Source organism: Actinoplanes sp. SE50/110 (assembly GCF_900119315.1).
In the GTDB taxonomy this organism is placed as follows: Bacteria; Actinomycetota; Actinomycetes; order Mycobacteriales; family Micromonosporaceae; genus Actinoplanes.
This window is the reverse complement of sequence record NZ_LT827010.1, coordinates 4,392,252-4,414,091: the sequence shown is the minus strand read 5'-3', so window position 1 is coordinate 4,414,091 and position 21,840 is coordinate 4,392,252. Positions and strand designations below refer to the sequence as shown.

At 72.2% G+C, this 21,840-nt stretch carries 21 protein-coding genes; 11 read left to right on the top strand and 10 right to left on the bottom strand.

The features are described from left to right. Nucleotides 1-9 precede the first annotated feature (9 nt). Entirely contained in the window at nucleotides 10-1,347 is a 1,338-nt protein-coding gene (locus ACSP50_RS19430) for an amino acid permease (RefSeq protein WP_014690961.1), read from the bottom strand. Further along, on the bottom strand, nucleotides 1,344-2,180 hold the full coding sequence (locus ACSP50_RS19425; RefSeq protein WP_014690960.1) for a class II glutamine amidotransferase: 837 nt from the start codon (nucleotides 2,178-2,180) through the stop codon (nucleotides 1,344-1,346). The genes ACSP50_RS19430 and ACSP50_RS19425 overlap by 4 nt, the downstream gene beginning before the upstream one ends. Before the next feature lie 204 nt (nucleotides 2,181-2,384). On the opposite strand from ACSP50_RS19425, the gene ACSP50_RS19420 reads away from it, so the two are divergent. Then, complete coding sequence (locus ACSP50_RS19420; protein ID WP_014690959.1) at nucleotides 2,385-3,215, top strand: YhjD/YihY/BrkB family envelope integrity protein; 831 nt, start codon at nucleotides 2,385-2,387, stop codon at nucleotides 3,213-3,215. Here the strand turns inward: ACSP50_RS19420 and ACSP50_RS19415 are convergent. Beyond that, nucleotides 3,187-5,796 (bottom strand): LuxR C-terminal-related transcriptional regulator, encoded by a 2,610-nt coding sequence (locus tag ACSP50_RS19415; protein WP_231956977.1) that lies wholly within the window; start codon nucleotides 5,794-5,796, stop codon nucleotides 3,187-3,189. The two genes, ACSP50_RS19420 and ACSP50_RS19415, sit on opposite strands and share 29 nt — an antisense overlap. A gap of 316 nt (nucleotides 5,797-6,112) precedes the next feature. Between ACSP50_RS19415 and ACSP50_RS19410 the strand changes: the two genes are divergently transcribed. Further along, a complete protein-coding gene (locus ACSP50_RS19410) occupies nucleotides 6,113-6,559 on the top strand; it encodes a hypothetical protein (protein ID WP_014690957.1) in 447 nt (148 codons plus the stop codon). Here ACSP50_RS19410 and ACSP50_RS19405 read toward each other — a convergent pair. From ACSP50_RS19405 to ACSP50_RS19390, 4 genes are all read right to left on the bottom strand, one after another. Next, nucleotides 6,556-9,165, bottom strand: coding sequence for a LuxR C-terminal-related transcriptional regulator (locus ACSP50_RS19405; RefSeq protein WP_014690956.1), 2,610 nt, complete (start codon nucleotides 9,163-9,165; stop codon nucleotides 6,556-6,558). The two genes, ACSP50_RS19410 and ACSP50_RS19405, sit on opposite strands and share 4 nt — an antisense overlap. Nucleotides 9,166-9,280: 115 nt before the next feature. Beyond that, a complete protein-coding gene (locus ACSP50_RS19400; protein WP_014690955.1) occupies nucleotides 9,281-10,609 on the bottom strand; it encodes an alpha-amylase in 1,329 nt (442 codons plus the stop codon). Beyond that, nucleotides 10,606-13,212, bottom strand: coding sequence for a glucosidase (locus tag ACSP50_RS19395; protein ID WP_014690954.1), 2,607 nt, complete (start codon nucleotides 13,210-13,212; stop codon nucleotides 10,606-10,608). The genes ACSP50_RS19400 and ACSP50_RS19395 overlap by 4 nt, the downstream gene beginning before the upstream one ends. A gap of 100 nt (nucleotides 13,213-13,312) precedes the next feature. Then, the gene (locus tag ACSP50_RS19390; protein ID WP_014690953.1) at nucleotides 13,313-13,807 is read right to left on the bottom strand and encodes a DUF1269 domain-containing protein; all 495 of its coding nucleotides are present in this window, start codon (nucleotides 13,805-13,807) and stop codon (nucleotides 13,313-13,315) included. A gap of 148 nt (nucleotides 13,808-13,955) precedes the next feature. Here ACSP50_RS19390 and ACSP50_RS19385 point away from each other — a divergent pair, with 148 nt between their 5' ends. Genes ACSP50_RS19385 through ACSP50_RS19370 form a run of 4 tightly spaced genes read left to right on the top strand, consistent with a single transcriptional unit; the run spans nucleotide 13,956 to nucleotide 16,182 of the window. Further along, nucleotides 13,956-14,162, top strand: coding sequence for a hypothetical protein (locus tag ACSP50_RS19385; RefSeq protein WP_014690952.1), 207 nt, complete (start codon nucleotides 13,956-13,958; stop codon nucleotides 14,160-14,162). Continuing rightward, complete coding sequence (locus ACSP50_RS19380) at nucleotides 14,159-14,575, top strand: hypothetical protein (protein ID WP_014690951.1); 417 nt, start codon at nucleotides 14,159-14,161, stop codon at nucleotides 14,573-14,575. The genes ACSP50_RS19385 and ACSP50_RS19380 overlap by 4 nt, the downstream gene beginning before the upstream one ends. Continuing rightward, the gene (locus ACSP50_RS19375) at nucleotides 14,559-15,674 is read left to right on the top strand and encodes an AI-2E family transporter (protein ID WP_014690950.1); all 1,116 of its coding nucleotides are present in this window, start codon (nucleotides 14,559-14,561) and stop codon (nucleotides 15,672-15,674) included. The genes ACSP50_RS19380 and ACSP50_RS19375 overlap by 17 nt, the downstream gene beginning before the upstream one ends. A gap of 10 nt (nucleotides 15,675-15,684) precedes the next feature. Next, complete coding sequence (locus tag ACSP50_RS19370; protein ID WP_014690949.1) at nucleotides 15,685-16,182, top strand: DUF1269 domain-containing protein; 498 nt, start codon at nucleotides 15,685-15,687, stop codon at nucleotides 16,180-16,182. Nucleotides 16,183-16,289: 107 nt separating this feature from the next. Here ACSP50_RS19370 and ACSP50_RS19365 read toward each other — a convergent pair whose 3' ends face one another. Continuing rightward, complete coding sequence (locus tag ACSP50_RS19365) at nucleotides 16,290-16,661, bottom strand: hypothetical protein (protein ID WP_014690948.1); 372 nt, start codon at nucleotides 16,659-16,661, stop codon at nucleotides 16,290-16,292. A 153-nt stretch (nucleotides 16,662-16,814) separates the two neighbouring features. Between ACSP50_RS19365 and ACSP50_RS19360 the strand changes: the two genes are divergently transcribed. After that, nucleotides 16,815-18,200, top strand: a complete 1,386-nt coding sequence (locus ACSP50_RS19360) for a helix-turn-helix domain-containing protein (RefSeq protein ID WP_014690947.1) — start codon at nucleotides 16,815-16,817, stop codon at nucleotides 18,198-18,200. A gap of 29 nt (nucleotides 18,201-18,229) precedes the next feature. Here the strand turns inward: ACSP50_RS19360 and ACSP50_RS19355 are convergent, their stop codons facing one another. Together ACSP50_RS19355 and ACSP50_RS19350 are read right to left on the bottom strand one after the other, a co-directional pair. Continuing rightward, entirely contained in the window at nucleotides 18,230-18,760 is a 531-nt protein-coding gene (locus ACSP50_RS19355) for a hypothetical protein (RefSeq protein WP_155123559.1), read from the bottom strand. Between the two features lie 185 nt (nucleotides 18,761-18,945). Further along, nucleotides 18,946-20,325, bottom strand: coding sequence for a hypothetical protein (locus tag ACSP50_RS19350; RefSeq protein ID WP_231956976.1), 1,380 nt, complete (start codon nucleotides 20,323-20,325; stop codon nucleotides 18,946-18,948). A gap of 124 nt (nucleotides 20,326-20,449) precedes the next feature. Here ACSP50_RS19350 and ACSP50_RS19345 point away from each other — a divergent pair, with 124 nt between their 5' ends. The 4 genes from ACSP50_RS19345 to ACSP50_RS19330 are packed head-to-tail and all read left to right on the top strand — an operon-like array spanning nucleotide 20,450 to nucleotide 21,831. Beyond that, on the top strand, nucleotides 20,450-20,866 hold the full coding sequence (locus ACSP50_RS19345) for a DUF6325 family protein (RefSeq protein ID WP_014690944.1): 417 nt from the start codon (nucleotides 20,450-20,452) through the stop codon (nucleotides 20,864-20,866). An 8-nt stretch (nucleotides 20,867-20,874) separates the two neighbouring features. Next, the gene (locus ACSP50_RS19340) at nucleotides 20,875-21,102 is read left to right on the top strand and encodes a hypothetical protein (protein ID WP_014690943.1); all 228 of its coding nucleotides are present in this window, start codon (nucleotides 20,875-20,877) and stop codon (nucleotides 21,100-21,102) included. Continuing rightward, entirely contained in the window at nucleotides 21,102-21,551 is a 450-nt protein-coding gene (locus ACSP50_RS19335) for a DUF6325 family protein (protein WP_014690942.1), read from the top strand. The genes ACSP50_RS19340 and ACSP50_RS19335 overlap by 1 nt, the downstream gene beginning before the upstream one ends. Before the next feature lie 4 nt (nucleotides 21,552-21,555). Further along, nucleotides 21,556-21,831, top strand: a complete 276-nt coding sequence (locus tag ACSP50_RS19330) for an SHOCT domain-containing protein (RefSeq protein WP_014690941.1) — start codon at nucleotides 21,556-21,558, stop codon at nucleotides 21,829-21,831. Nucleotides 21,832-21,840 lie beyond the last annotated feature (9 nt).

The window sequence follows — 21,840 nt, the reverse complement described above, 5'->3', positions numbered from 1 at the left end:
TCTCCCGGGTCACTCGTGGGCGGGGACGGGCGGTGGCGCGGTCATGTGTCGGCGGACGGCGAGATAGACCGGCACGCCGAGCAGGAACGCGGCGCCGGCCATCAGGAACGGGCCCCAGACCACGTACCAGTGGTCCTGGCCGGTGTTGCGGGAATACCAGACGAACAGGATGGCGAAGATCAGGGCCAGTACGGCGATCACCGCGTCCCGGGTGAGCCGGCCCCTGACCCGCCATCTGAGCTGGGCGAGTGCGGAGAACGCGTACGGGATGGCGGCGGTGATGCCGGTCATCAGGACCAGGGTGTTGAAGACGGTCGCCCCGCTCGCCCCCATGTAGCTGACCGTCATGGCCAGACTGCCCAGGATCGTCGAGGACAGGATCCCGGCGGCCGGCACGCCGCGTTTCGACAGCCGGCCGAACAGTGCCGGGAAGACGCCGTCCCGGGCCGCGGCGAGCGGCATCTCGGCGCAGATCATGGTCCAGCCGTTGAGCGCCCCGAACCCGGAGACGATCACGGCGAGCGCGGTCAGGTCGCCGGCCCAGGTGCCGCCGCCGGCCATCAGGTTCGCGGCCGCCGAGTAGGACGCCTTGTCGTCGGCGAGCGTGCCGGCCGGCACGATCCCGAACACCGCGATCATCGACAGCAGGTAGACGACGGCGGCGCCGAGCGTGCCGAGCACGGTGGCCTTGGGCACGTTCTTCGCGGGGTCGCGCACCTTGGCGGCGGCCACCGCGGCGCACTCCACGCCGAGGTAGCTGAACAGGCAGATGGCCATGGCGCTGCCGATCGCCTTCCCGTCGCCGCCGCCGGTGAGGTTGGCCGGGTGGTAGTTGGCGGTGCTGATGAAGAACAGCCCCGCGGTCGACATGTTCACCAGCGGGATGAACTTGATGACCGTGGTCCACAGCTGGACCGCGCCCATGTTCTTCACGCCGGTGAGGTTGATCAGTGCCGGGATCCAGAGGCCGACCAGGGCGATCACGATCGACCAGAGGGTCTTGCCGTCCTTGTTGACGAAATGCTCGACGTAGAAGACCCAGCCGGTGACGATGGCCGCGTTCCCGGCCCAGGCGGTGATCCAGTACGACCAGGCGTTGACGAAGCCGACGGTGTTGCCGAACGCCGCGCGGGCGTACGCGTACGGTCCCCCGTCGGCCGGCAGCCGCCGGGACAGCGCCGCGAACATCACCGCGAGCGCCAGCGCCCCGACCGTGGTCAGCACCATCGCCAGGATGCTGATCGGGCCGATCCCGGCCAGCGAGTACGGCAGGTTGAAGATGCCGACCCCGATGATGGTGCCGAGGATCAGCGCGGTCGCCTGGGGCAGCCCGAGGGTCCGGTTCACGGCGCGGCCGGTTCGAAGCGGCCCAGTTCGTCGGCGCCCTTCTGGATCACGCCGTACGACGCCTCGGGCACCTCCTGCCACGCCCCGGTCAGCTCGCCGAGCGGCTCGGAGACCACCAGCCGGGTCTCCCCGGAAAGCCCGCGCAGCGCCTTCACCTCGGGATGCAGCTGTTGCAGCGCGGTCATCGCGGTGCTGTAGAACAGCGACCGGCTGTGCCCCTCGCTGGAGTAGCGGAAGCACCAGAACCGGTCACCGTCGGTGGTGGCCACGGTCATCTGCAGCGGGTCGTCCACCCCGTGCGCCCGCCCGACCGCCTCGACCAGCCCGGCCATCCGTTCCACCGCGGCGACCGGCCGGTCCCGCAACCCGAAGGTGAGCGCCAGGTGGAACATCACCTCGGAGTCGGTGGATCCGGCCAGCGCCGGGTACAACCGCGGGTCGACGGCGAGCACCAGATCCCGCTTGAGCCGGCCGAACTCGCGGATCGACCCGTTGTGCGCCCAGAGCCAGTTCTCGTGCCGGAACGGGTGGCAGTTGGTCTGCTGCACGGCGGTGCCGGTGCTGGCCCGGATGTGCGCCAGGAACAGCGGCGAGGTCGTCGACCCGGCCACCTCGCGCAGGTTGGCGTCGCTCCACGCCGGGCCCACGCCGCGCAGCAGGGCCGGCTCGGCCGGCCCGTCCACCGGATACCAGCCGACCCCGAAGCCGTCGCCGTTGGTGGTCTCCACCCCGAGGCGGGCGTGCCGGCTCTGGTCGATCAGGGAGAACCGTGGTTTGTAGAGCAGCTCTTCCAGGCGGATCGGCGTGCCCGAGTACGCAAGCCATCGGCACATCGCGGCTCCTTCATCCAGTCGATGCCGGTCATCGTCATCGCGCGCCGTCCCTGACGGGCTCACCCCGGCGGGATGAGCTTGCGATCCGGCCGGGGTGAGGCGCGGTGCGAGCGCGACGACGCGTACGCGGCAATCGGTTTCACCCGCCGCGAGTGGCGCGCGCGGTGACCGGGGAGCGGACCGTGAGCGGCGGAGGTGAGCGGGATGCCGGAGTTCAGCGGTCTGCCGGAGCGCCTGCCGCGCCGGTGGCGGGCGCGGGCCGCGCTGATCCTGGGCAGCCGGGTCGGCACGGTGGCGATGCGCGGGTTCGCCGAGTTGATCCGGGTGCAGATCTTCGATCGGGCGATGACCCTGGCCGCGCAGTCGTTCACCTCGATCTTCCCGTTACTGATCATGCTGCTGGCGCTGCTCGGGCCGGCCTACCGGGCCCGGCTGACCGATCTGCTGCACCTGCCGTCGGGCAGTGAGCGGCTGGTGCAGCAGGCGCTCAGCGGCAGCCGCAGCAACGCGTTCGGCGTGGTCGGCTGCCTGATCGTGATCCTGTCGGCGACCGGGCTGAGCCGGGCCCTGGTCCGCAGTTACCGGGCGGTGTGGCAGGTGGCCCAGACCCCGGCCGGGCCGGCCGCGACCGGGCGGCAGGTCGGGACGGTGCTGGCGCTGGTCGCCGTCCTGCTGGTCGCCCGGCTCCTCGGTCGGGTCGCCGCGCGGCTGCCCGCGCCGCACGTGTCCGGGGTGCTGTTCACCCTGGTCACCGACATCGGGCTGGCCGTACTGCTGCCCTGGTTGCTGCTGGGCGCCGCGGCCCCGCGCCGGCCGCTGCTGGCCGGCGCGGTCGTGTTCGGACTGCTGATGATCGTGGTGCGCGCCGCCGGGGTGGTGTATCTGCCGCGGGCGTTGCAGTCCAGCACCGACCGCTACGGCACGATCGGGCTGGCGTTCACCTACCTCGGCTGGTTGTACGTGCTCGCGTTCTGTCTGCTGCTGGCCGCGGTGGCCGGCGGGATGGTCAGAGCAGCCCCAGTTGACGGGCGATGACCACGGCCTCGCGGCGGCGACCGGCACCCAGCTTGCGGTAGATCGAGCGCATGTGCGCCTTGACCGTGTTCACCGAGATGCCGAGGTTCTCGGCGATCTCCCCGGCGGTCAGCACGGTCGGCAGGTACTGCAGCACGTCGATCTCGCGTTCGCTGAGCGGGCCGGCCGTCGGCGGCGTACCGATCGGGATCTCCCCGGTGATCTCGGCGAGCACCCCCTCGCCGACGCGGCCGCGCGGCTCGGTCAGCCACTGCTGCCGTTCGGCGAGGGCGAGCACCCGGGCGTTGTCGAAGCGGCGGAACGGGCGGCGGATGCCGATCGGTTCGGCCGCGGCCAGCGCCTGGCCGAGCGCCTCGCCGGCCCGCTGGCCGCGGCCCTGCGCGTCGGCGGCCAGCGCGGTGAGCAGCCACGCGGAGACCGCGGCGACCCGGTCCGGCCCGTCGCGCAGCAGGGCCAGCAGTTCCTCGGCCTCGGCGGTCCGCCCGGTCAGCTGACGGGCGTGCGCGAGCAGCAGCTGCTCCGGCGGGTAGAGGCCGTCCCGGTGGGCATAGCGGGTGAGCACCGGGCGTGGATCGCCGAGTGCCAGGTCGACCTCGCTGTGGGCCAGCTCGACGATCCGGTCGAGCATCGGGGCCCGCAGGGCCGGGCCGGCCTCCGCGGCCAGGGTCGCCAGCACGGTGCGGGCGGTCCGCGGCTCACCCCGGTCGATCAGCAGGTAGGCCCGGAACACCGCCATCAGCACGGTCATCGCCGTCTCCGGCTGCTCCCCGGAGGAGTGCAGGGCCCGGCGCAGCGCCTCCTCGGCTTCCGGTTCGGCACCCTGCCACAGGTCGAGGGAGGCCCGCACCACGTACGCCGGGGTGACCGAGAACCGGTCCTCCGCGTCGATCCGGCGGGCCACCCCGAGCGCGGCGTCGGCATGCTCGCCGGCCTCCCGCAGCGAGCCCTGGATCAGGGCGAGCAGGGCCAGATGTCCCAGGGCGTTGACCTCGACCAGCGGGATGCCGGCCGCGCGGGCCCCGGTCGCGGCGGCCCACAGATAGCGGTCCGCGTGGTCCAGCCGGTTCGTCCAGAGCAGGCCGATGCCCTTGTTGAGCAGGGCCATCGCCCGGTACCGCAGGACTGCCGGGGCCTCGTCGCGGTGCAGCCGGGCCAGATCGGTGAGCACCCCGGTGGTCGTGGTGACCAGCCGCGGCATGTCGCCGCGCCAGCGGATCACCAGGGCCGCCTCGAACAGGTCGAGCACCGTCGCGATCAGCTCGCGGCCGCCGTGGCCGCGCTCGCGCAGCAGTTCCCGGACCCGGTCGATCCCGCGCGCAAGGCCACTGAGGTCGCCCAGGCCGTACCGCAGCATGACCAGGCACAGGGTGGATTCGGCGGTCTCCGGGAGCCGGGCCAGCGGGATGCGCCGCATCAGGTCGATCAGCTCCACCCGGTCCGGCGAGACGAACAGCGCCAGCCCGTGGTCGACGAGCAGCCGGGTGACCAGTTGCCAGTCCCCGGCGGCCGCCGCGTGGTGCAGCGCGGCGAGCGGGTTGTCCCGCCCGGCGTGCCACTGGGCGGCCAGCAGGTGCACCCGGGCCGCCACGTCCTCGCACTCGCGGGCGAGCTGCCCGCGCAGCGCGGCCCGGAACTGCCGGTGGTAGCGGTACCAGCCGTGGCCGCCGACCCGCTCGATGAACAGGTTGGCCCGTTCCAGCCGGGCCAGCAACTGCTCACCGGGGCGCCCGGTGACCGCCTCGGCGAGGCTGCCGTTGATCCGGTCGGGCACGCTGGTGCCCAGCAGGAAGTCCCGGACCGGCGTCGGCTGCGCCGCCAGCACCTCGCGGACCAGGTAGTCGGCCGACGCCTCGTCCGGGCCGACCCCGGCCGGCGCGTCCATCGCCAGGCGCAGGCCGGCACCCCAGCCCTCGGTGGCGCGGACCAGGGCGGCGAGGTCCACCGCGGACAGCCGGCGGCCGCGCGCGGCCAGCAGCTCGGCCGCCTCCTCGACCCCGAAGGCGAGGTCGCGGGCCCGGATCTCGGTGAGCTCGCCGGCCGTGCGCAGCCGGTGCAGCGACAGGTCCGGGTCGGTGCGGCTGATCAGCACCAGGCGCAGCCGGTCGGGGGGATGACGCAGCAGGCCGCTGAGTCCCACCAGGATCCGCTGGTCGGTGATCTCCTGCAGGTCGTCGAGGACGACCACGACCGGGCCGGGCAGGGCGGCGAGACCGGAGCCGAGCCGGCGCAGGAAGTCGGGCCCCTCGGCGGGCACGACCGGGCCGCGCTGCGGGACGGACTGGCCCGGGCGGACCGCGCCCGACGTGCGCAGGGCCAGCAGCAGGTCGGACCAGAAGGTGTACGGGTCGTTGTGGTCGGCCGCGCAGGTGAGCCAGGCGATCGGTCCGCTGACCGCGCGGGCGCCGGCCCAGGCGGACGCCAGCGCGGTCTTGCCCCAGCCCGGTCCGGCGCAGATCAATGTCACCGCCTGTCGCGTTCCCCGGTCCAGCGTCTCGGCGAGCCGGGGACGCCAGATCAACCCCTGCGGCGGGCGGGGACGCGCCACCTGGGCCGGTGGCGCGGAGCCTGGGCCTGCCCGCATCTGGTCCCGCATCTGGCCCCCAGCTGTGAGATATTCTGGCAAAAGGTACACATCACGCTGCGTAGCTTGAAGAGTGAACCTTCGCGCAGATCACCCCCTATCACACGAGTTACTTGGTCACCTTCGGTAACTCATCGACCCTCGCCACCCGACCACGCAATCACGGCGGGTGCCGGAACAGCAACCCCCCGTATTTACATGTACCGAGCATTTAACCGTGCAAGTTGCAGGTTTGGCGTGGCGAGCGGCAGCCCGTCCGCCACTTCATCCGCAGCGCGGGAGGCGTCCAGCAGCCCCCGGCGGTCTGCTGAACGTCATGTCGAACAGTTACGCGAGTGAACGTCCCGCCGGCGCCGACTCCCCGGCCCCGCCCGCCACGGACTGGACCGGAGTGGTCGCGTTCGCCGGCATCATGCTGATCGCCCTCGGCGTCTTCCAGGTCACCGAGGGCGCGGTGGCCCTCCATCATCAGGAGTTCCATCTGGTCAGCCCGGACGGCCTGCTGATCGAGACGGACTACCGGGTGTGGGGCTGGGGGCACCTGCTGCTCGGCCTGATCGCCCTGGCCGGCGGGGCCGGGGTGCTCCTCGGCAGGCTCTGGGGCCGGATCATCGGGATCCTGATCGCCTTCCTCGGCGCCCTGGTGCACTTCATGTTCCTGGCCGCCGCCCCGCTGTGGTGCACCATCCTGATCTGCACCGAGGTGCTGGTCATCTTCGCCCTCGCCGTGCACGGCCGGGATGTCCGGCGTACCCAGGGCTAAAGCAGATTGAGGGCCCGCGCCCGGCGCACCGCCTCGTTGCGCCGGGACGCGGAGAGCTTGCGCAGGATGCTGCGGACGTGCGTCTTGACGGTGTTCACCGAGACGTACATCGAGGCGGCGATCTCCTCGGTCGGCAGCATCTCGGCCATCCCGCGCAGCACGTCCAGCTCCCGCTTGCTCAGCGCCTCCACCAGCACCGGCTCGGCGACCGCCGAGCCCGGCTGCGGCCCGCCGACCGCGGCGAGCTTCTCGTCGTCGCGCAGCACCCGGCGCAGCGTCCCCCAGACCTGGTGGATCGGCCGCCGGACGTTCTCCGGGCCGGCCACCCGCAACGCCCGGCGCAGCGCCTCCCGCGCGCCGGTCTCGTCGTCCGAACTGGCCGCCAGCATCGCCAGCAGCAGCCAGGCGTCCAGGGCCACCGGCGCCGTCACCCCTGCGGCGTCGGCGACCGTGCGGGCCACCTCGTGCGCCCGGTCGGATTCGCCGCGGGCCAGGGCCAGCGCGGCCTGCACCACCGCGACGTCCGGGGACGGCTGCGGGCAGTCGGCCAGCACCGCGGCCGCGTCGTCCAGCCGGCCCGCGCCCAGCAGCAGCCGGGCGCGACCCAGCTCGATCTCCCGGCGCAGCCAGGCCGGCGCGCCGGGGACCGGGGTCAGCACGTTCAGCGCGCTGCGCAGCTCGCCGCGGACCTGCAGGCGCCGGGACCGGACCACGGCGTACGCCGCGGCCGCCACCGGATCGGTGCCGGCGCCGGCACCGCGCAGGTGCCGGTCGGCGGCCTCGATGTCGAAGCGTTCCAGGGCCACCCAGGCCAGGGCCACCTGGGCGGCGATCGGCCGGCGCCCGGCCGGCAGCCCGCACTGCCCGGCCAGGTCGACGGCCTGTCGTGCGGCGTTCTCGGCTCGGCCCAGCCGGCCGCGGTGCGCCTCCAGCACCGCGAGCAGTCGCAGGCAGTCCACCTTGAGTGCCTCGTCGCCGGGCGGGACGGCGGCCACCGCGTCGGTCAGCACCTCGACCGCGCCGGTCACGTCGCCGGCGGCGCTGCTCGCGGTCCCCTCGGCGGCCAGCAGCACGGCCCGCAGCTCCGGGTGCCGGGCCAGTTTGCGGATCGGCGCCACGGCCAGGAACGCGGTCGCGACCGGGGCGAGTTCGGCCACCCGCTCCGGGTCCGGGCCGCCGGCCAGCAGCAGCAGTTGCATCACGAAGCTGCTCAGGGTCATGCCCTCCCCGCAGTCGCCGCCCCGGGTCGCGAGCAGGTTGCCGGCCAGCGCGAACAGCTCACGCGCGGCGTCCAGCCGGGCGTCGCCCCAGGCCAGCGCGGCCCGCACCATCACCACCTCGGGCAGGTCGAGGTTCTCGGGCAGCGCGGCGAGCAGTCCTCCGAGCCGCCCGGCGGTGCCTTCCACGATCAACCGGCCGATGGCGAAGTCCTCGATCACCAGGGCCGCCGCGGCGCCCCAGTCGCCGGCCTCGACCGCGTGCCCGACCGCGTCGGCGAGCCGTCCGTTGCGCGACAGCCAGCCCGCGGCCCGCTGGTGCAGCACCGTCACCTGGTCCGGTTCGAGCCAGGTCAGCTGGGCGCGCAACAGTTCGGCGAAGAGCCGGTGGTAGCGGTACAGGTCGGTGCCGTCGCCGACCGGCTGGATGAAGGCGTTCTCCCGGGTCAGCGCGGCGAGCAGCCGGGCCGCGTCGGGCCGGGCGGTGACCGTGGCGGCCAGGTCCGCGGAGAAGGTGTCCAGCACGCTGGTCTCCAGCAGGAACCGGCGGATCGCCGGCGGCTGGGTACGCAGCACCTCCCCGATGAAGTACTCGGCGATGGTCGACTCGTCGCCGGAGATGGTGGCGACCATCCGGGTGACGTCGGCGCTGCCCTGCATCGCGCAGGCGCAGAGCCGGATCCCGGCCGCCCACCCCTCGGTGTGCTCGACCAGCGCGGTCAGGTCCGGCCCGGCCAGCGGCACGCCGTGCAGCTCCATCAGCCGGGCCGTCTCCTCGGCGGTGAACGCCAGGTCGGCGCCGCGCACCTCGCGCAACTGCCCGGCCAGGCGGTAGCGGTACAGCGGCAGCGGCGGGTCCCACCGGCCCGCGAGGACCACCCGCAACCCCGGCGCGTGGGCGAGCAGGAACTCCAGGCCGGCCGCCCAGTCCCGGCCGGGCAGCTGGGCGGCGCCGTCCAGGATCAGCACCACCGGGGTGGGCTGCTGGTCGATCACGGCGGCGAGCCGGGCGAGCACCGCCCGGCTCGCCGCGGCGCCGGGCACGGCCGGTTCCGGAGCCGGCACCCCGGCGCGGCGCAGTCCCTCCAGGACGTACGACCAGAAGGTGGTCGCCGGCTCGTCCCCGTTCTCGCAGGTGACCCAGCCGATCGGCCAGGGCACGGCGCGCGACCGCGCCCAGGAGGCCAGCAGCTGCGTCTTCCCGCTGCCGGCCAGCCCGGTGACCAGTGTCACCGGGCCGCGGACGCCGTCACTCACCCGGTCCAGCAGTCCCGGCCGGGCCACCATGAACGGCGGCGCGGCCGGGACCGTGAACTTCGAGGCGAGTAGGGAACCGTCCGCGTCGTGCTCAGATATACCGGGTGAATCCGCGATCAGGTCAATGGACACGTCTGTTCTACCTCCGAGGCCGACCCCGTTCGATCTCCTCGTCCAGACTCCCGGGGGCCGGCATCGACGCGCATCGTCCGGATCGGATAATCCGTGACCGTCCGCGCTGGTCCCGTCACTTCACGGCTAGAACATGCGTTCCCCAGGGCGGCAGATCGACGAAGAGCGCGTCGCCCTCCCGGTCGAACACCCGGCCGTCCAGCCGGTCGACGAGCCGCCACGCCCGGCCCGGTTCCGGGAGGGTCACCCAGCCCTGCGACCAGTGATCGGCGAAGTTCACCACCACGATGGCCGCTTCCCAGGCCCAGGCCAGCAGATCCGGGGCCCCGGTCTCGAGCAGCCGCCACCGGCCGTGTCGCAGCGGTGCGGCCGCACCTACCACACGTGTGTAGAAGTCGCGCAGTTCTAGATTAAACTCCTCATTCGGATATCTGGCCAGAAAGACCGGCAAGTGGGTACGCCGTCCCTCGAACTGCCCGTCGTGCCAGAGCGTCGCCCCGGGCAGCGTCGCGACCACCACCGCGGCGGCCCGCCCCCGCCCGTCCGGGAAGGTCGCGGCGGCCCGCGGCTCGTCGTGGTTCTCCAGGAACCGGATCAGCCGGTTCTGGTAGTCCAGCCCGGCGCTCAGATGCTTGCGGATCGACGCGGCGTCCTCGTGCACCAGCCGGTCGTAGAGCCGCTTGTCGTAACAGTGGTCGAAACCCTGCTGCTGCAGCGTCCACTCGGTGTCCCAGTAGGCCTCGGCGACCAGGGTGACATCCGGATGCCGGTCGCGCAGCGCCGCGATCACCTCCGGCCAGAACTCCCGCTCCGGCGGCGGGCCGACGTGCTCCCCCCAGGTCCGCGCGAAGATCTCGTTGATCAGCAGCATCGCCATGTCGCACCGGATGCCGTCGCACTGCTCGGCGATCGAGGAGAGCGCGGCCACCGTGGCCGCCCGCATCCCCGGCGCGAACGCGTTCAGCTGCATCACATCCGGCCAGGGCGGGAAGTACGGGTCCCGGCCGTTGGCGATCGCCCCGTCCATGTGCACGAACCAGTCGGGGTGCGCGGTCACCGCCGGATGGTCCGGGGCGACGTGGTTGGGCACGTAGTCCAGGAACAGCCTCAGCCCGCGCCGGCGCAGCTGCGCACGGGCCGCGGCCAGGCCCGCCGGGCCGCCCAGCCGGTCATCCACCCGGTAGCGGCGCACGCAGTACGGCGAGCCGACCACGTCCGACCCGGCCAGGTCGGGCAGCGCCTCCCGGAAGGACTCCTGCAGTTCCCGGTTGGTGCGGGCCACCTCGAGTCCGGCCGGGCTGCGCTCCCACACCCCCATCAGCCAGACGGCGTCGAGCCCGGGCACGCACACCTGATCCCACACCTCGTCCGGGACGTCACCCAGGGTGCGGCCCAGGCCGGCCAGCCAGGGCCAGGTGTCGATCTCGTAGATCACCGGATTCATCGCGGCGCCGCACCCTCCCCGGAGAACTTCCGGAACACGCCGGCCATCCCGCCGGCCAGCAGATCCTGGCCGGTCAGACCGGCGAACAGGTTGGGGAACACGGCGACCAGCCCGGTCCAGCCGGTCTGGTGGGCGGCGCCCAGACCGGCCCCGTTGTCGCCGTGGAAGTACTCGGAGAACAGGATCAGGTCTCGCCAGTGCTCCGTCGCGAAGATCGTTTGGCCGCCGTAGCACGGCCGCGCACCGTCCTCGCCGGGCAGGAAGATCCGGGTGAGCCGCGCGGACAGCTCCCGGGCCACCTCGAACAGGGTCATCTGCTGCCCGGAGCCGGTGGGGCACTCCACGGTGAACTCGTCGCCGTATCCGACGTACAGGTTCAGCAGCGCGCGGATCACCAGCGCGTTCACCGGGAACCAGATCGGTCCCCGCCAGTTCGAGTTGCCGCCGAACATCCCGCTGTCCGACTCGGCCGGCTGGTAGGAGACGCTGAACACCTGGTCGCCGACGCGGAACTCGAACGGGTGCGCCTCGTGGAACTTCGACAGCGCCCGCAGCCCGTACGGGCTGAGGAACTCGTTCTCGTCCAGCATCCGGGCCAGGACCCGGCGCAGCCGGTCGGCGTCGAACAGGGCCAGCAGCCGGCCGGGCCCGTCACTGAGCCGCAGCGTCTCATGCCGGGCCAGGAACTCCTGCGCGTCGGCCAGCACCTCGGGATGCCGATCGATCAGCGTCCGGTCGAAGACGGTCGTCGCGGCCAGCGGCAGCAGTCCCACCATCGACCGGACCCGCAGCGTCCGCGACGAGCCGTCGGGCATCCGCAGCAGGTCGTAGTAGAACCCGTCCTCCTCGTCCCACATCGACCGGCTGCCGGCCGCGATGTAGGCGAAGTGCTCGAAGTAGGTCTGCGCCTGCTCCAGGTAGACCGGGTCGCGCCCGGCCAGCTCCAGGGCGATCTGCAACATGTTCTGGCAGTACAGCGCCATCCACGCGGTGCCGTCGGCCTGATCCAGGTGGCCGCCGGTGGGCAGCGGGGCACTGCGGTCGAAGACGCCGATGTTGTCCAGGCCCAGGAAGCCGCCCTGGAACACGTTGCGCCCGTCGACGTCCTTGCGGTTCACCCACCAGGTGAAATTCTTGGCCAGCTTGTGGAAGGCCCGTTCCAGCCAGTCGTGGTCACCCTGCCCGGTCCGCGCCTTCTGCAGCTCGTTGACCAGGTAGCAGGCCCAGGCGTGCACCGGCGGATTCACGTCGCTGAAATTCCACTCGTACGCCGGAATCTGGCCGTTGGGATGCAGATAGCGCCGGCTCAGCAGCAGGTCCAGCTGGCTCTTGGCGAAGTTCAGGTCGACGACGCTGAACGCCACCGCCTGGAAGGCCAGATCCCACGCCGCGAACCAGGGGTACTCCCAGGTGTCCGGCATCGAGATGATGTCGTGGGCGTCCAGGTGGAACCACTCGCCGTTGCGGATGCCGGGCGCGTCCAGCGGATCCCGGCCGTGCTCGATCAGCCACTGCTCGACGTCGTAGCCGAAGTACTGCTTGGACCAGATCATCCCGGCCAGCGCCTGCCGGGCCACCTGCCGCTCCGGCTCCCCGAGGGCGGGCGCGAACAGGTTACGGTAGAACTCGTCGGCCTCGGCGCGGCGCGCCTCGACGACCTCGTCGAAGCTCCGGGAATCCTGGTCACTCCCGGTGGACGGACGATCGGAGAGCATCGCCCGTACGACGTGGGAGCCCCCCGGTGGCACCGTCACCGTGACCACCGCGGCGGCCTTGCTCCCCGCCTCGCCGGGGTTGACCGCCTCCTTCTCGCCCTGGATGAGCCAGCGGCCGATGGCGTCCTTGCGCCCGTCGGCGTTGTCGGTGAACAGCACCGTCGGGTCGCCCAGGCAGGTCCACCAGCGTTGGCCGAGCGAGCCCTGCTCGGCGCGGACCGCGCCGCCGTCGCGGACCAGCAACCCCTGATCCGCGGTCGCCCGGAACCACACCGTCGGCAGCACGTGCAGCACCGCCTCCTCCGGCCCGCGGTTGTGCACGGTCACCCGGGTCAGGATCTCCTCCGGCCCGGCCTTCGCGTACTCGACGACCACGTCGAAGTACCGGTCCTCGGCGAAGATCCCGGTGTCGAGCAGCTCGTACTCGAACTCGCCGCGCCCGCGCGCCCGGTTGCCCTCGACCAGCCCGGTGTACGGGAACTCGTGCTGCGGATACTTGTAGACCATCTTCAGATACGAGTGGGTCGGCGTGGCGTCGGTGTAGAAGTAGTACTCCTTGACGTCCTCGCCGTGGTTGCCCTCGGCGTTGGTCAGGCCGAAGAAGCGCTCCTTGAGGATCGGATCCCGCCCGTTCCACAGCGCGACCGCCAGGCAGAGCCGCTGGTGGTCGTCGCTGAACCCGGCGATCCCGTCCTCGCCCCATCGATACGCCCGGGACCGCGCCTGATCGTGACTCAGGTAGTCCCACGCGTCCCCGCCCGGGCTGTAATCCTCCCGGACCGTGCCCCACTGCCGTTCGCTGAGATAGGGCCCCCAGCGTCGCCAGTCGACGGCTCCGCTGTCGGCGTCGGTGAGGCGCCGCTGTTCGGCATGCTCGGTTGCGTCCATGCCGTCAGGCTGAACATGCCCAGGTCAGCGGACGTCCCCCGGAACGGATGAAACGCCGCCCGGACAGTATCCGGACGGCGTTTCGCTCGGGTCCCGCGACCTACCGCTGGGCGCCCCCGTGCAGCGCCTCCTGGAGCTCCTCCTCGGTCTCCTTCGGCAGCGACGACTTGAGCACCGTGCCGCCGTAGTGGCTCAGCGCCTCCACCGCCTTGTCCGGGGTGACCGACTCGACCACCAGGAACAGCGCGGACGTGCCCGGCTGCAGCTCGTCGCGGATCCGCTCCTGGAACTCCTTGTTGATCGCGCCCTTGGCGAGCTTGCCGGTGAGGGCGCCCAGACCGGCGCCGACCGCCATGCCCAGAACCGGGATGAAGAACAGCATCCCGAACAGCAGACCCCAGAACATGCCCCAGGTAGCGCCGCCGCCCACCGCGTGATGGTTGGTCGAGACGTGGAACTTGCCCTCCCGGTCCCGGATGATCGTGGCGATCGCGTCCGGCTGGATGATCAGGTCCTTGGCCAGCCGGTTCGCCTCCAGCGACGCCGCCGTCGCCGTGGTCTCGTCGGGGTACCCGATGGCGACCAGTGTTGCCATGACGTGCTCCTTCCGCTTGGTGAGGCCAAGTCAGCCACGGCCCGGCGCGGCCATCCTCATCACCGGCGAATGACTTCTCTCGATCCGTCCGGGGCGTTCACCCGCGGCGGACGATGCCCGGGCCGCGCGGCGCGACCAGGGTCGGACCATGCGCGAGCGATACGAGATCCGGGTCCGGGGATTCCTCGGGCCACTGCTCCGGCGGACCCTGGGCGACCTGCGGATCCGCACCATGCCCCGGCAGAGCACGATCCGTGGCCGGCTCTCCGAGCACGACCTGGAACGTCTGCTGACCCGCCTGGACCGCTCCGGTGTCCAGGTGGTCTGCCTGACCTCGGTGGGAGAGAGCCGATGAGCCGCTACGACTACCAGCGCACCAGCCCGCCGCCGTCGCCGTGGGTGGGCATGGTGCTGTTCGCCGGCGTCACCCTGCTGCTGACCGGCGGCTTCGAGGTGCTGGAGGGGGTGGTGATGCTGGCCCGCGACGACCTGGCCCAGGCCACCGCGGACGCCCTGGCCATCCCGCTGAACTTCACCTTCTGGGCCTGGGCGCAGCTGATCCTCGGCACGATCAGCGTGCTGACCGGCATCGGCGTGCTCTACGGCCGGATGTGGGCGCGGATCATCGCGATCATGATCGGGGTGGTCAGTGCCTTCACCAACATGATCATGCTGCCGGCCTATCCGTTCTGGTGCTCCATCGTGATCGCCCTGGACGTGCTCTGCATCTACGCGGTCGCGGCGCACGGCCGTGAGATCCGCGCCTGACACGCGCCCGGCCGGCCCGCGGCTGCGGCCGCCGGCGCCGGTCGCGGTGCTGCCCCGCGGTGTCCTCGTCCTGCTCGGCTTCGCCTGCCTGGTCGTCGTGGTGGCCGGGCTGCGCTGGGTGGCCGGTCTGATCGGACCGGTCTTCCTCGGCCTGATGCTGGTGGTGACCGTCGCCCCGCTCACCGGCCGGCTGCGTCGGCGCGGCCTGCCGGTGTGGCTGGCCGCGGTCCTCACCGTCCTGGTCACCTACCTGATCCTGGCCGGCCTCGGCACCGCCCTGGCGGTGTCGGTGGCCCGGCTGATCGACCTGATGCCGCAGTACCAGGCACAGTTCGCCGCCCTGCGCGACGACCTGGTCAGCGGACTGGGCGCGCTGGGCGTCTCCGCCGAGCAGATGCACTCCGCGGTCGCCGGGGCCACCCCGGACACGGTCGTACGGGTGATCGGGTCGCTGTTCGGCGGCGTCGCCGGGCTGCTCTCCAACACCCTGTTCCTGGTCGCCGTGCTGCTGTTCATGTGCCTGGACGCGGTCGACTTCCCGGCCCGGCTGTCCACCGTGGTGGCCGACCGGCCACAGGTCGTCGTGGCGCTCCGCTCGTTCGCCCGGGGCACCCGCCGATACCTGGTGGTGTGCACGGTCTTCGGGCTGATCGTGGCGGTCTGCGACACCCTGCTGCTGTGGTGGCTCGGGGTGCCGCTGCCGCTGCTGTGGGGGCTGCTGTCGTTCATCACCAACTACATCCCGAACATCGGCTTCGTGGTCGGCGTGATCCCGCCGGCGCTGCTCGGCCTGCTGCAGGGCGGCCCGCACCTGATGCTCACCGTGATCGCCCTGTACTGCCTGATCAACTTCGTGATCCAGTCGGTGATCCAGCCGAAGGTGGTCGGCGACGCCGTCGGGCTGTCCGCGACGGTGTCCTTCCTGGCGCTGATCTTCTGGGCCTGGGTGCTGGGCGGCCTCGGGGCGCTGCTGGCGATCCCGCTCACCCTGCTGGCCAAGGGCCTGCTGGTGGACATCGACCCGAGCACCCGGTGGATGAACGTCCTGCTCACCTCCTCCTCCACCAAGGATGAGGCGCCCGGTCCGGACGCGCCGTGACGATGGCGCGATGACGACGTTCACTGTGTGGAAGTACGACGATCCGCAGGGCGCGGAACACGCGTTCCGCGCCATCCGCTACGCGGCCGACGACAACCTGGTCGAGGTCGTCGACCACGCGACCGTGAGCTGGCCGGCCGGCGCCGCCGAACCCGACACCCACCACGCCCACGACAGCAACCGGCAGGGCGTCGGCTGGGGCGCGTTCTGGGGCTTCGTGTTCGGCAGCCTGTTCTTCATGCCGGTGGTCGGCAGCGCGGTCGGCGCCGGCATCGGCGGCCTCACCAAGGCCTCCGAAGGCACCGGCATCAGTCAGGAGCAGATGGACCGCCTGCGCGCCGAGATCATCCCGGGCACCTCCGCGCTGTTCCTGGTCACCGAGTACGGCGACCTGGACCGCCTGGCGGAACGCCTGCACGGGATGGGCAGCCGCCTGATCTCCACCAACCTCACCGACGCCGAACGCGACGAACTCCTCGAAGCCTTCGGCGACCACCGCACCGCGTGATCCCGGCCCGCCCGGGACCACCGGCCGCGGATGCGGATCCGTCCGGGAAAGCGCGGCCGGGCCCTCGTCCCACCCGAGTCGGGCCCGGCCGCCGCGCCGACCCGGGACTACCTGGAACCCCGGTAGCGGACATCGGCACTGCTGGCCTTGAAGCGGCAGTTCAGCTGACCCCAGTTGTCCACGGTCGCGCCGTTCGAGATCAGCACCCAGTTGCTGACCTTGTCACCCTCACCGTTGCACACCAGGTGGTTCTGGTAGTAGCCGGTGGCCGTGGCCGGCAGGCAGTGCGCGCTTGACCCGGTGTTGCCCCAGGTCGAGTAGCAGTTGTTGGTCCTGCCGCTGGTACCGCCACTGGCGTAGGCGGCACCGGCGGTCGCGGGCACGACCACCGCGATGACGGCGGTGACGGTCGCGATTCGCCACCCGGCCGTCCGGACGCCTCCGGAGGCGGACCGGGTCGGGCTGTCGCTGGTTGCCATAACGTGTCCTTCCGTTGGTGACGAACACCTCGCTCGTCGTTGCCGCGATCGGATCGCCGCGGCATCTGCCCCGTTTCTATGCGGCACCGAGGACGTCGCCTGCGGCGACGGTCTATTTGCACGAGGCGACGACCTATCGGCACGCTGGGTCACATGTCGCGTACGGAACGCCCTCTTGATCCGTCGTCCGGGCCGGCCGCCGCCTTCGCCCTGCAGCTGCGAGAGTTGCGAGTCGCCGCCGGATCCCCGAAGTACCTGCAGATGGCGCGCCGGACCGGCCGATCCGGGACTGCCCTGGCGGAGGCTGCCGGGGGCGACCACATACCGCAGTGGGAAACGGTCGAGGCATATGTGCGAGCGTGCGGCGGCGATCCGGCCGAGTGGGCCGACCGCTGGGAGCAGGCGCGTGACGCGGCATCCCGGAAGGCCCATGGCGCACCGCCGGCGTCCGTGGCGCCCGACCCGGCCGTCGGACCGGAAGACGCCGCCCGGGACGGCTGGTCACATCGCCGGGACGGGGTGCTTACCGGGCGGCCCATGCTGCTGGCGGTGGCGGCAGTGGCGCTGGTGCTGCTCGGCATGATCACGCCACGGCCCGGCGCGCTTTTCGGGCGACACCCGGACACCGCCGGCGTGGGGCAGATCCATGTCGCCCGACCGGCCGCGGTGACGCTTGTCGCCTTCAGCCGGTTCGGCAGGTTCGCCTCCGGGAACTTCGCTGTCACCGGTGCCGGCGGTGCGGTGGAGATCTGGGACACCGGCCCCGTCGCGCGGCGCCACACCCTCGTCACCGGCGATGAGCAGATCACCGAGGTGCAGTTCGATCCGCTGAACCGCGACATCCTCGCGACCGCCGGCACCAACGGCCTGCTCCGTCTCTGGAACACGACAACCGGCAAGTCCGTCCTCAGCATCGCGGGCCAGGCGGCCGGGCACAGCATGACCTTCGCATTCGATCCGCGCCGCCGAGGAATCGTCGCCACCATCGGCGCCGGCGGAACGATCCGGATCCTGCAGACGGAGACCGGCCGGATCGTCCGCGAACTGCACACCGGGCTGACCGATGTCACCGCCCTGACGTTCGACTGCCAGAACGAGGGACACCTGGCCGCCGGCGGCGACGGCGCCCTGGAAGTCTGGAACAGCGGCGACGGCACCCGCGTCAGCGTGGGCGAGAAGATACCGGGACGGGTCACCTCGATCCGTTTCGACCCGCTGACCCGGAACACTCTCGCGATCACCACTGCCGGTGCGCCACCGGGCATCTGGGATGCCAGCAACGGCCGAGTGGTGCGCTTCCTGCGCAGCGACGCCCGCCCCACGGTGACCGCGTTCAACCCGCTGATCAGGAACAGCATCGCGACGGACGACGGGCACGGCGACGTACAGATCTTCGACGCCAGCACCGGCCTGCCGGTCCACACCCTGCACGGTCGATACGGCCCGATCACCTCGCTCGAGTACGCACCCGACGGCGCCACCCTGGCCGTCGGCGCACGGGACGGCGTCGTCGGGCTGAACGCCGTGGACGACTGGTGACCACCCGGTGCCCGGCCGCACCGGGCCGATCAGCCGACCGGGATCTCCAGCACGGTGATCCCGGGGTCCCCGGTGCGCAGGGCGTCCGCCTCGGCCGCGCCGGCCAGGCGGATGCCGTCCAGGTGGAACGGGTCGATGAACAGCGGCCCGGTGGACAGGTCGAACAGCACGGCGCGCGCCACGCCGTTCTCCAGTTCGGACTCGGCGCTGAGAAACAGGGTCACGCTCCGGCAGCGCACCGGGAAGTACGTGCTCATCACTGTGCCGGCCACACTGACGAACAGCGGCCGGGTGTCCTCGTCGTCGGCAGCGTCGAACTCGTCCTCGTTGAGCTCCTCGTGCAGCCGTGGCCGGTCGGGGCCGCTGAGCCGCAGTGAGTAATCCCCGTCTGCCAGCACCATGGACAGCCAACCGGCCGGCCCGCCGAGATGGGCGTCCTTGCCGAAGATCACCGCCCGCTCCGGCGGGTCCTTGTCCAGCCAGGCCGACATCAGCATCTCGTCGAAGACGGTGTGCCGGCGCAACAGCTCGACCAGCCATCCGGGTGCTTCCGCATTCACCCCGGTGATCATAGTGACCCGGCACGGCCGGTGCCGGCGGCGCGAATCGCGGCCAGGGCGGCGCGGACGCGACCGGCGACCTGCTCGTCCGACTCCACCGGCAGCGTGACCCGCCGGCCGGCCCGCGTCGATCCCCGGGTCGCGCTCGCCGCCGAGACCGCGCTGCAGGGCCGGGCCCTGCGCCGCTACCGCGCCTGGCTCGGCGCCCGATCCGCCCACTGCCCCTTCGGGGCGACCGCGCGGGCGATCAGGGTGACCGCCACCTCGTACGCCGCCAGCAGGACCACGATCACCAGCAGCGCCGTCCAGGACGACAGGATCAGCGTCAGGATGGCGGCCACCACCATGCCGGCGATGCGCACCGGGTCCCGATGGGCGGCGATCCAGGACGGTGCGTGACCCACCAGCCGGACGCTGCCGACGCCGATGCCACGGGCGCCGCGCACCACCTGGGTGCGCAGCCAGCGGGGCAGGCGTCCGGGGCCGGCCAGATAGGCGAGCACCGCCAGCACCGTCCCGATCACGATGAGCTGGGTGCCGCGTTCCCGTAGCAGGCTGAACACGCTGGTGATCGCGGCGGCCGCCCCGTCGCGGTAGGTGCCGGCCGGCACCTGGGCGAGGATCTCCCGGCGGACGGCGCGCAGGATCGCGGTGACCGCGACCGCGGCGACCACCAGCCACAGGCCGAGTTGCAGGGTGGTGCGCCGGCGGCCCGGGGAGACCGCATACGCCGCGATCAGCAGCACGACGGTGGCGCCGACGAACAGCGCCAAGTCGCGTTCGGCGGTGGCGACGGCCTGCTGGGCGGCCCAGAGCCGGCCCGCGTCGTACACCGTGAACTGCGCGAAGTTCGCGGGCAGGCTGACCCCGAGCTGGTCCTCGACCCGCTGGCGCAGGTTGTCCGGGATGGCGCCGCTGCTCAGGTCGGGCAGCGTGATCTGCTTGCCGAACAGGGTGGGCAGTTCGTCCCCGACCTCGCGCAGGCCCTGGTTGATCAGGGGCAGCAGGTCGATGTCGATCCGGTCGTGGCGCGCGGCCAGCACGTCGCTGCGGCCGTCGAGGACGGCGAGCATCCGCTGGTGGACCCGGCGGTTGAGGTCGATCCAGATCGGCTGGAACCGGCCGCTGCGCAGCACGTTGCCGATGATCTTGCGGACCTGGTCGCGGATCTGCCCGGTGATCGGGCCGGCCACGAACGCGGCCTGTTGCGGCAGCACGGTGCGCAGCCGATGCTCCACGTCGAGCACCTCGAACAGCTGGCTGCTGGCGTATTCGGCGACCGCCGCCGACACCTGCGGGTCCTGAGGCAGCGGCGCGACGGTCGCGACCCACCGTTCGGTGTTCAGCGTGGTGGTCGCCGCCCACAGCCCGACCACGCTGGTGACCAGCGCGAACGCGGCGATCGCCGCGAGCACCGCGGCGGTCGTGCGGCGCAGCGTGCGCCGTTGCCACCCGGGCTGGCGCTGCGGGGGCGGCCGCTCGGCCAGCCGGGCGCGCAGCGACGCCACCTCGGCCCGTAGCCGGGCCAGTTCCTCCGCCTCAGCGGTCACCGGTGAGCTGGACACCCGGCGACGGTCTCTGACCGGGGCGGTCCGGCACCTCATCCGGCAGGGGTGAACGGTCCCGAAGCCCGGGGTTTCACCCTGCGCGGATGAAGCCCGGCCGGGCCCGGTGCCGCAGGGTGGGCGCATGGCATTGGGCCCGCTCGAACTCATGATCATGTCCTTTCCGGCGGATCGGCTCAACGACGGCGTGCTGACGACCCTGGACCGGCTCACCCGGGCCGGCGAGATGCGGATCGTCGACGTGCTGGTGGTGCGCGCCGACGCCGCGGGCGTGGCGTGCACCGTCGAGCTCTGCGAGCTGCCCGGGCTTTCCGGGGATCTCGCCTGGGCCCGGCTGGCGACCGGGCTGATCACCGCGACCGACGTCGAGGAGGTGGCGCGTCTCGCCGACCACGAGACCGACGTGCTCGCCGTGCTCCTGGAGCACCGGTGGGTGAACGACCTGGCCGGCCGGGTCGCCGCGTCCCGCGGCACCATCGTGGCGCTCAACCACATCCCCGGTGCGCCCGGCCACGGACGAGTGCTGACCAGCACGAGGTGAGGAGAAGCATGACCAGGAGACAGATCGCGCGGCGGCGGGCCGCCGACGCGTACGACGTGTTGCTGGGCCGGCCGGTCCGGCCCGGGTACGGGATGCTGGTGGTGGTGCCGCTGTTCGCGGCCGCCGGCGGCGCGCTGATCGGGCTCGGGGTGGACATCCTGGTGACGCAGCGGCGTACCGCCGCGGCCACCGCGCAGCCCGCGCCGAGCCCTCGACTCGAGCCGGTGAGCGCCTGATGAGCGGGCTGGACGAGATGGGACCGGTCGACTACCTCTGCATCGAGTTCCCGAAGGGCGGCCTGCGCGGCCGTGCGCTGCCGATGCTGCTCGACCTGGTCGACCGGCGGGTGATCCGGGTGCTGGACCTGCTGTTCGTGCGCAAGTCGCCGGACGGCACGGTGGTCGCCCTGGACGGACGGGAGCTGCAGCTCAACGGGCTGGGGGCGTTCCACGGCGCGGCGTCGGGCATGCTCGGCGGCGACGATCTGCGCGAAGCCGGGCAGATTCTGCAACCGGGTGCCGCGGCGGCCCTGCTGGTCTACGAGAACCTGTGGGCCGCGCCGCTGGCCCGGGAGCTGCGCGAGTCGGGTGCGCAGCTGGTCGCCGGCGGGCGGATCCCGATCCAGGAGCTGCTGGCCGCGCTGGACGCGACCGAGGCGGCTGCCGCCCCGGCCGGCGGGCGGTGACCCGATGCCCGGACTGCTCAGGGGAATCGCCCGCACCGCGGTGATCGCCGGCACGGCGACCGCCGTCTCCAACCGGGTGTCGCGCCGCCAGCAGGGTCGCTGGGCGCGGCACGACGCCGAGGACCAGTATCTGGCCGAGCAGGAGCAGGAGCCGGTCGACCAGGAGGATCCGATGACGGCGAAGCTGGACCAGCTGCGCCGGCTGGCCGACCTGAAAGCCGAGGGCCTGCTCACCGACGCCGAGGTCGAGGTGCAGAAGTCCCGCATTCTCCATTCCTGAACTTCTCAA

What these genes read in the sequence shown, in the direction of transcription:
- ACSP50_RS19425 (WP_014690960.1), bottom strand. Translation starts at nt 2,180, where the DNA reads ATGTGCCGATGGCTTGCGTACTCGGGCACGCCGATCCGCCTGGAAGAG.
- ACSP50_RS19340 (WP_014690943.1), top strand. Translation starts at nt 20,875, where the DNA reads ATGACCAGGAGACAGATCGCGCGGCGGCGGGCCGCCGACGCGTACGAC.
- ACSP50_RS19390 (WP_014690953.1), bottom strand. Translation starts at nt 13,807, where the DNA reads ATGGCAACACTGGTCGCCATCGGGTACCCCGACGAGACCACGGCGACG.
- ACSP50_RS19345 (WP_014690944.1), top strand. Translation starts at nt 20,450, where the DNA reads ATGGCATTGGGCCCGCTCGAACTCATGATCATGTCCTTTCCGGCGGAT.
- ACSP50_RS19365 (WP_014690948.1), bottom strand. Translation starts at nt 16,661, where the DNA reads ATGGCAACCAGCGACAGCCCGACCCGGTCCGCCTCCGGAGGCGTCCGG.
- ACSP50_RS19410 (WP_014690957.1), top strand. Translation starts at nt 6,113, where the DNA reads ATGTCGAACAGTTACGCGAGTGAACGTCCCGCCGGCGCCGACTCCCCG.
- ACSP50_RS19380 (WP_014690951.1), top strand. Translation starts at nt 14,159, where the DNA reads ATGAGCCGCTACGACTACCAGCGCACCAGCCCGCCGCCGTCGCCGTGG.
- ACSP50_RS19335 (WP_014690942.1), top strand. Translation starts at nt 21,102, where the DNA reads ATGAGCGGGCTGGACGAGATGGGACCGGTCGACTACCTCTGCATCGAG.
- ACSP50_RS19360 (WP_014690947.1), top strand. Translation starts at nt 16,815, where the DNA reads ATGTCGCGTACGGAACGCCCTCTTGATCCGTCGTCCGGGCCGGCCGCC.
- ACSP50_RS19420 (WP_014690959.1), top strand. Translation starts at nt 2,385, where the DNA reads ATGCCGGAGTTCAGCGGTCTGCCGGAGCGCCTGCCGCGCCGGTGGCGG.
- ACSP50_RS19370 (WP_014690949.1), top strand. Translation starts at nt 15,685, where the DNA reads ATGACGACGTTCACTGTGTGGAAGTACGACGATCCGCAGGGCGCGGAA.
- ACSP50_RS19400 (WP_014690955.1), bottom strand. Translation starts at nt 10,609, where the DNA reads ATGAATCCGGTGATCTACGAGATCGACACCTGGCCCTGGCTGGCCGGC.
- ACSP50_RS19330 (WP_014690941.1), top strand. Translation starts at nt 21,556, where the DNA reads ATGCCCGGACTGCTCAGGGGAATCGCCCGCACCGCGGTGATCGCCGGC.
- ACSP50_RS19385 (WP_014690952.1), top strand. Translation starts at nt 13,956, where the DNA reads ATGCGCGAGCGATACGAGATCCGGGTCCGGGGATTCCTCGGGCCACTG.
- ACSP50_RS19415 (WP_231956977.1), bottom strand. Translation starts at nt 5,796, where the DNA reads ATGCGGGCAGGCCCAGGCTCCGCGCCACCGGCCCAGGTGGCGCGTCCC.
- ACSP50_RS19395 (WP_014690954.1), bottom strand. Translation starts at nt 13,212, where the DNA reads ATGGACGCAACCGAGCATGCCGAACAGCGGCGCCTCACCGACGCCGAC.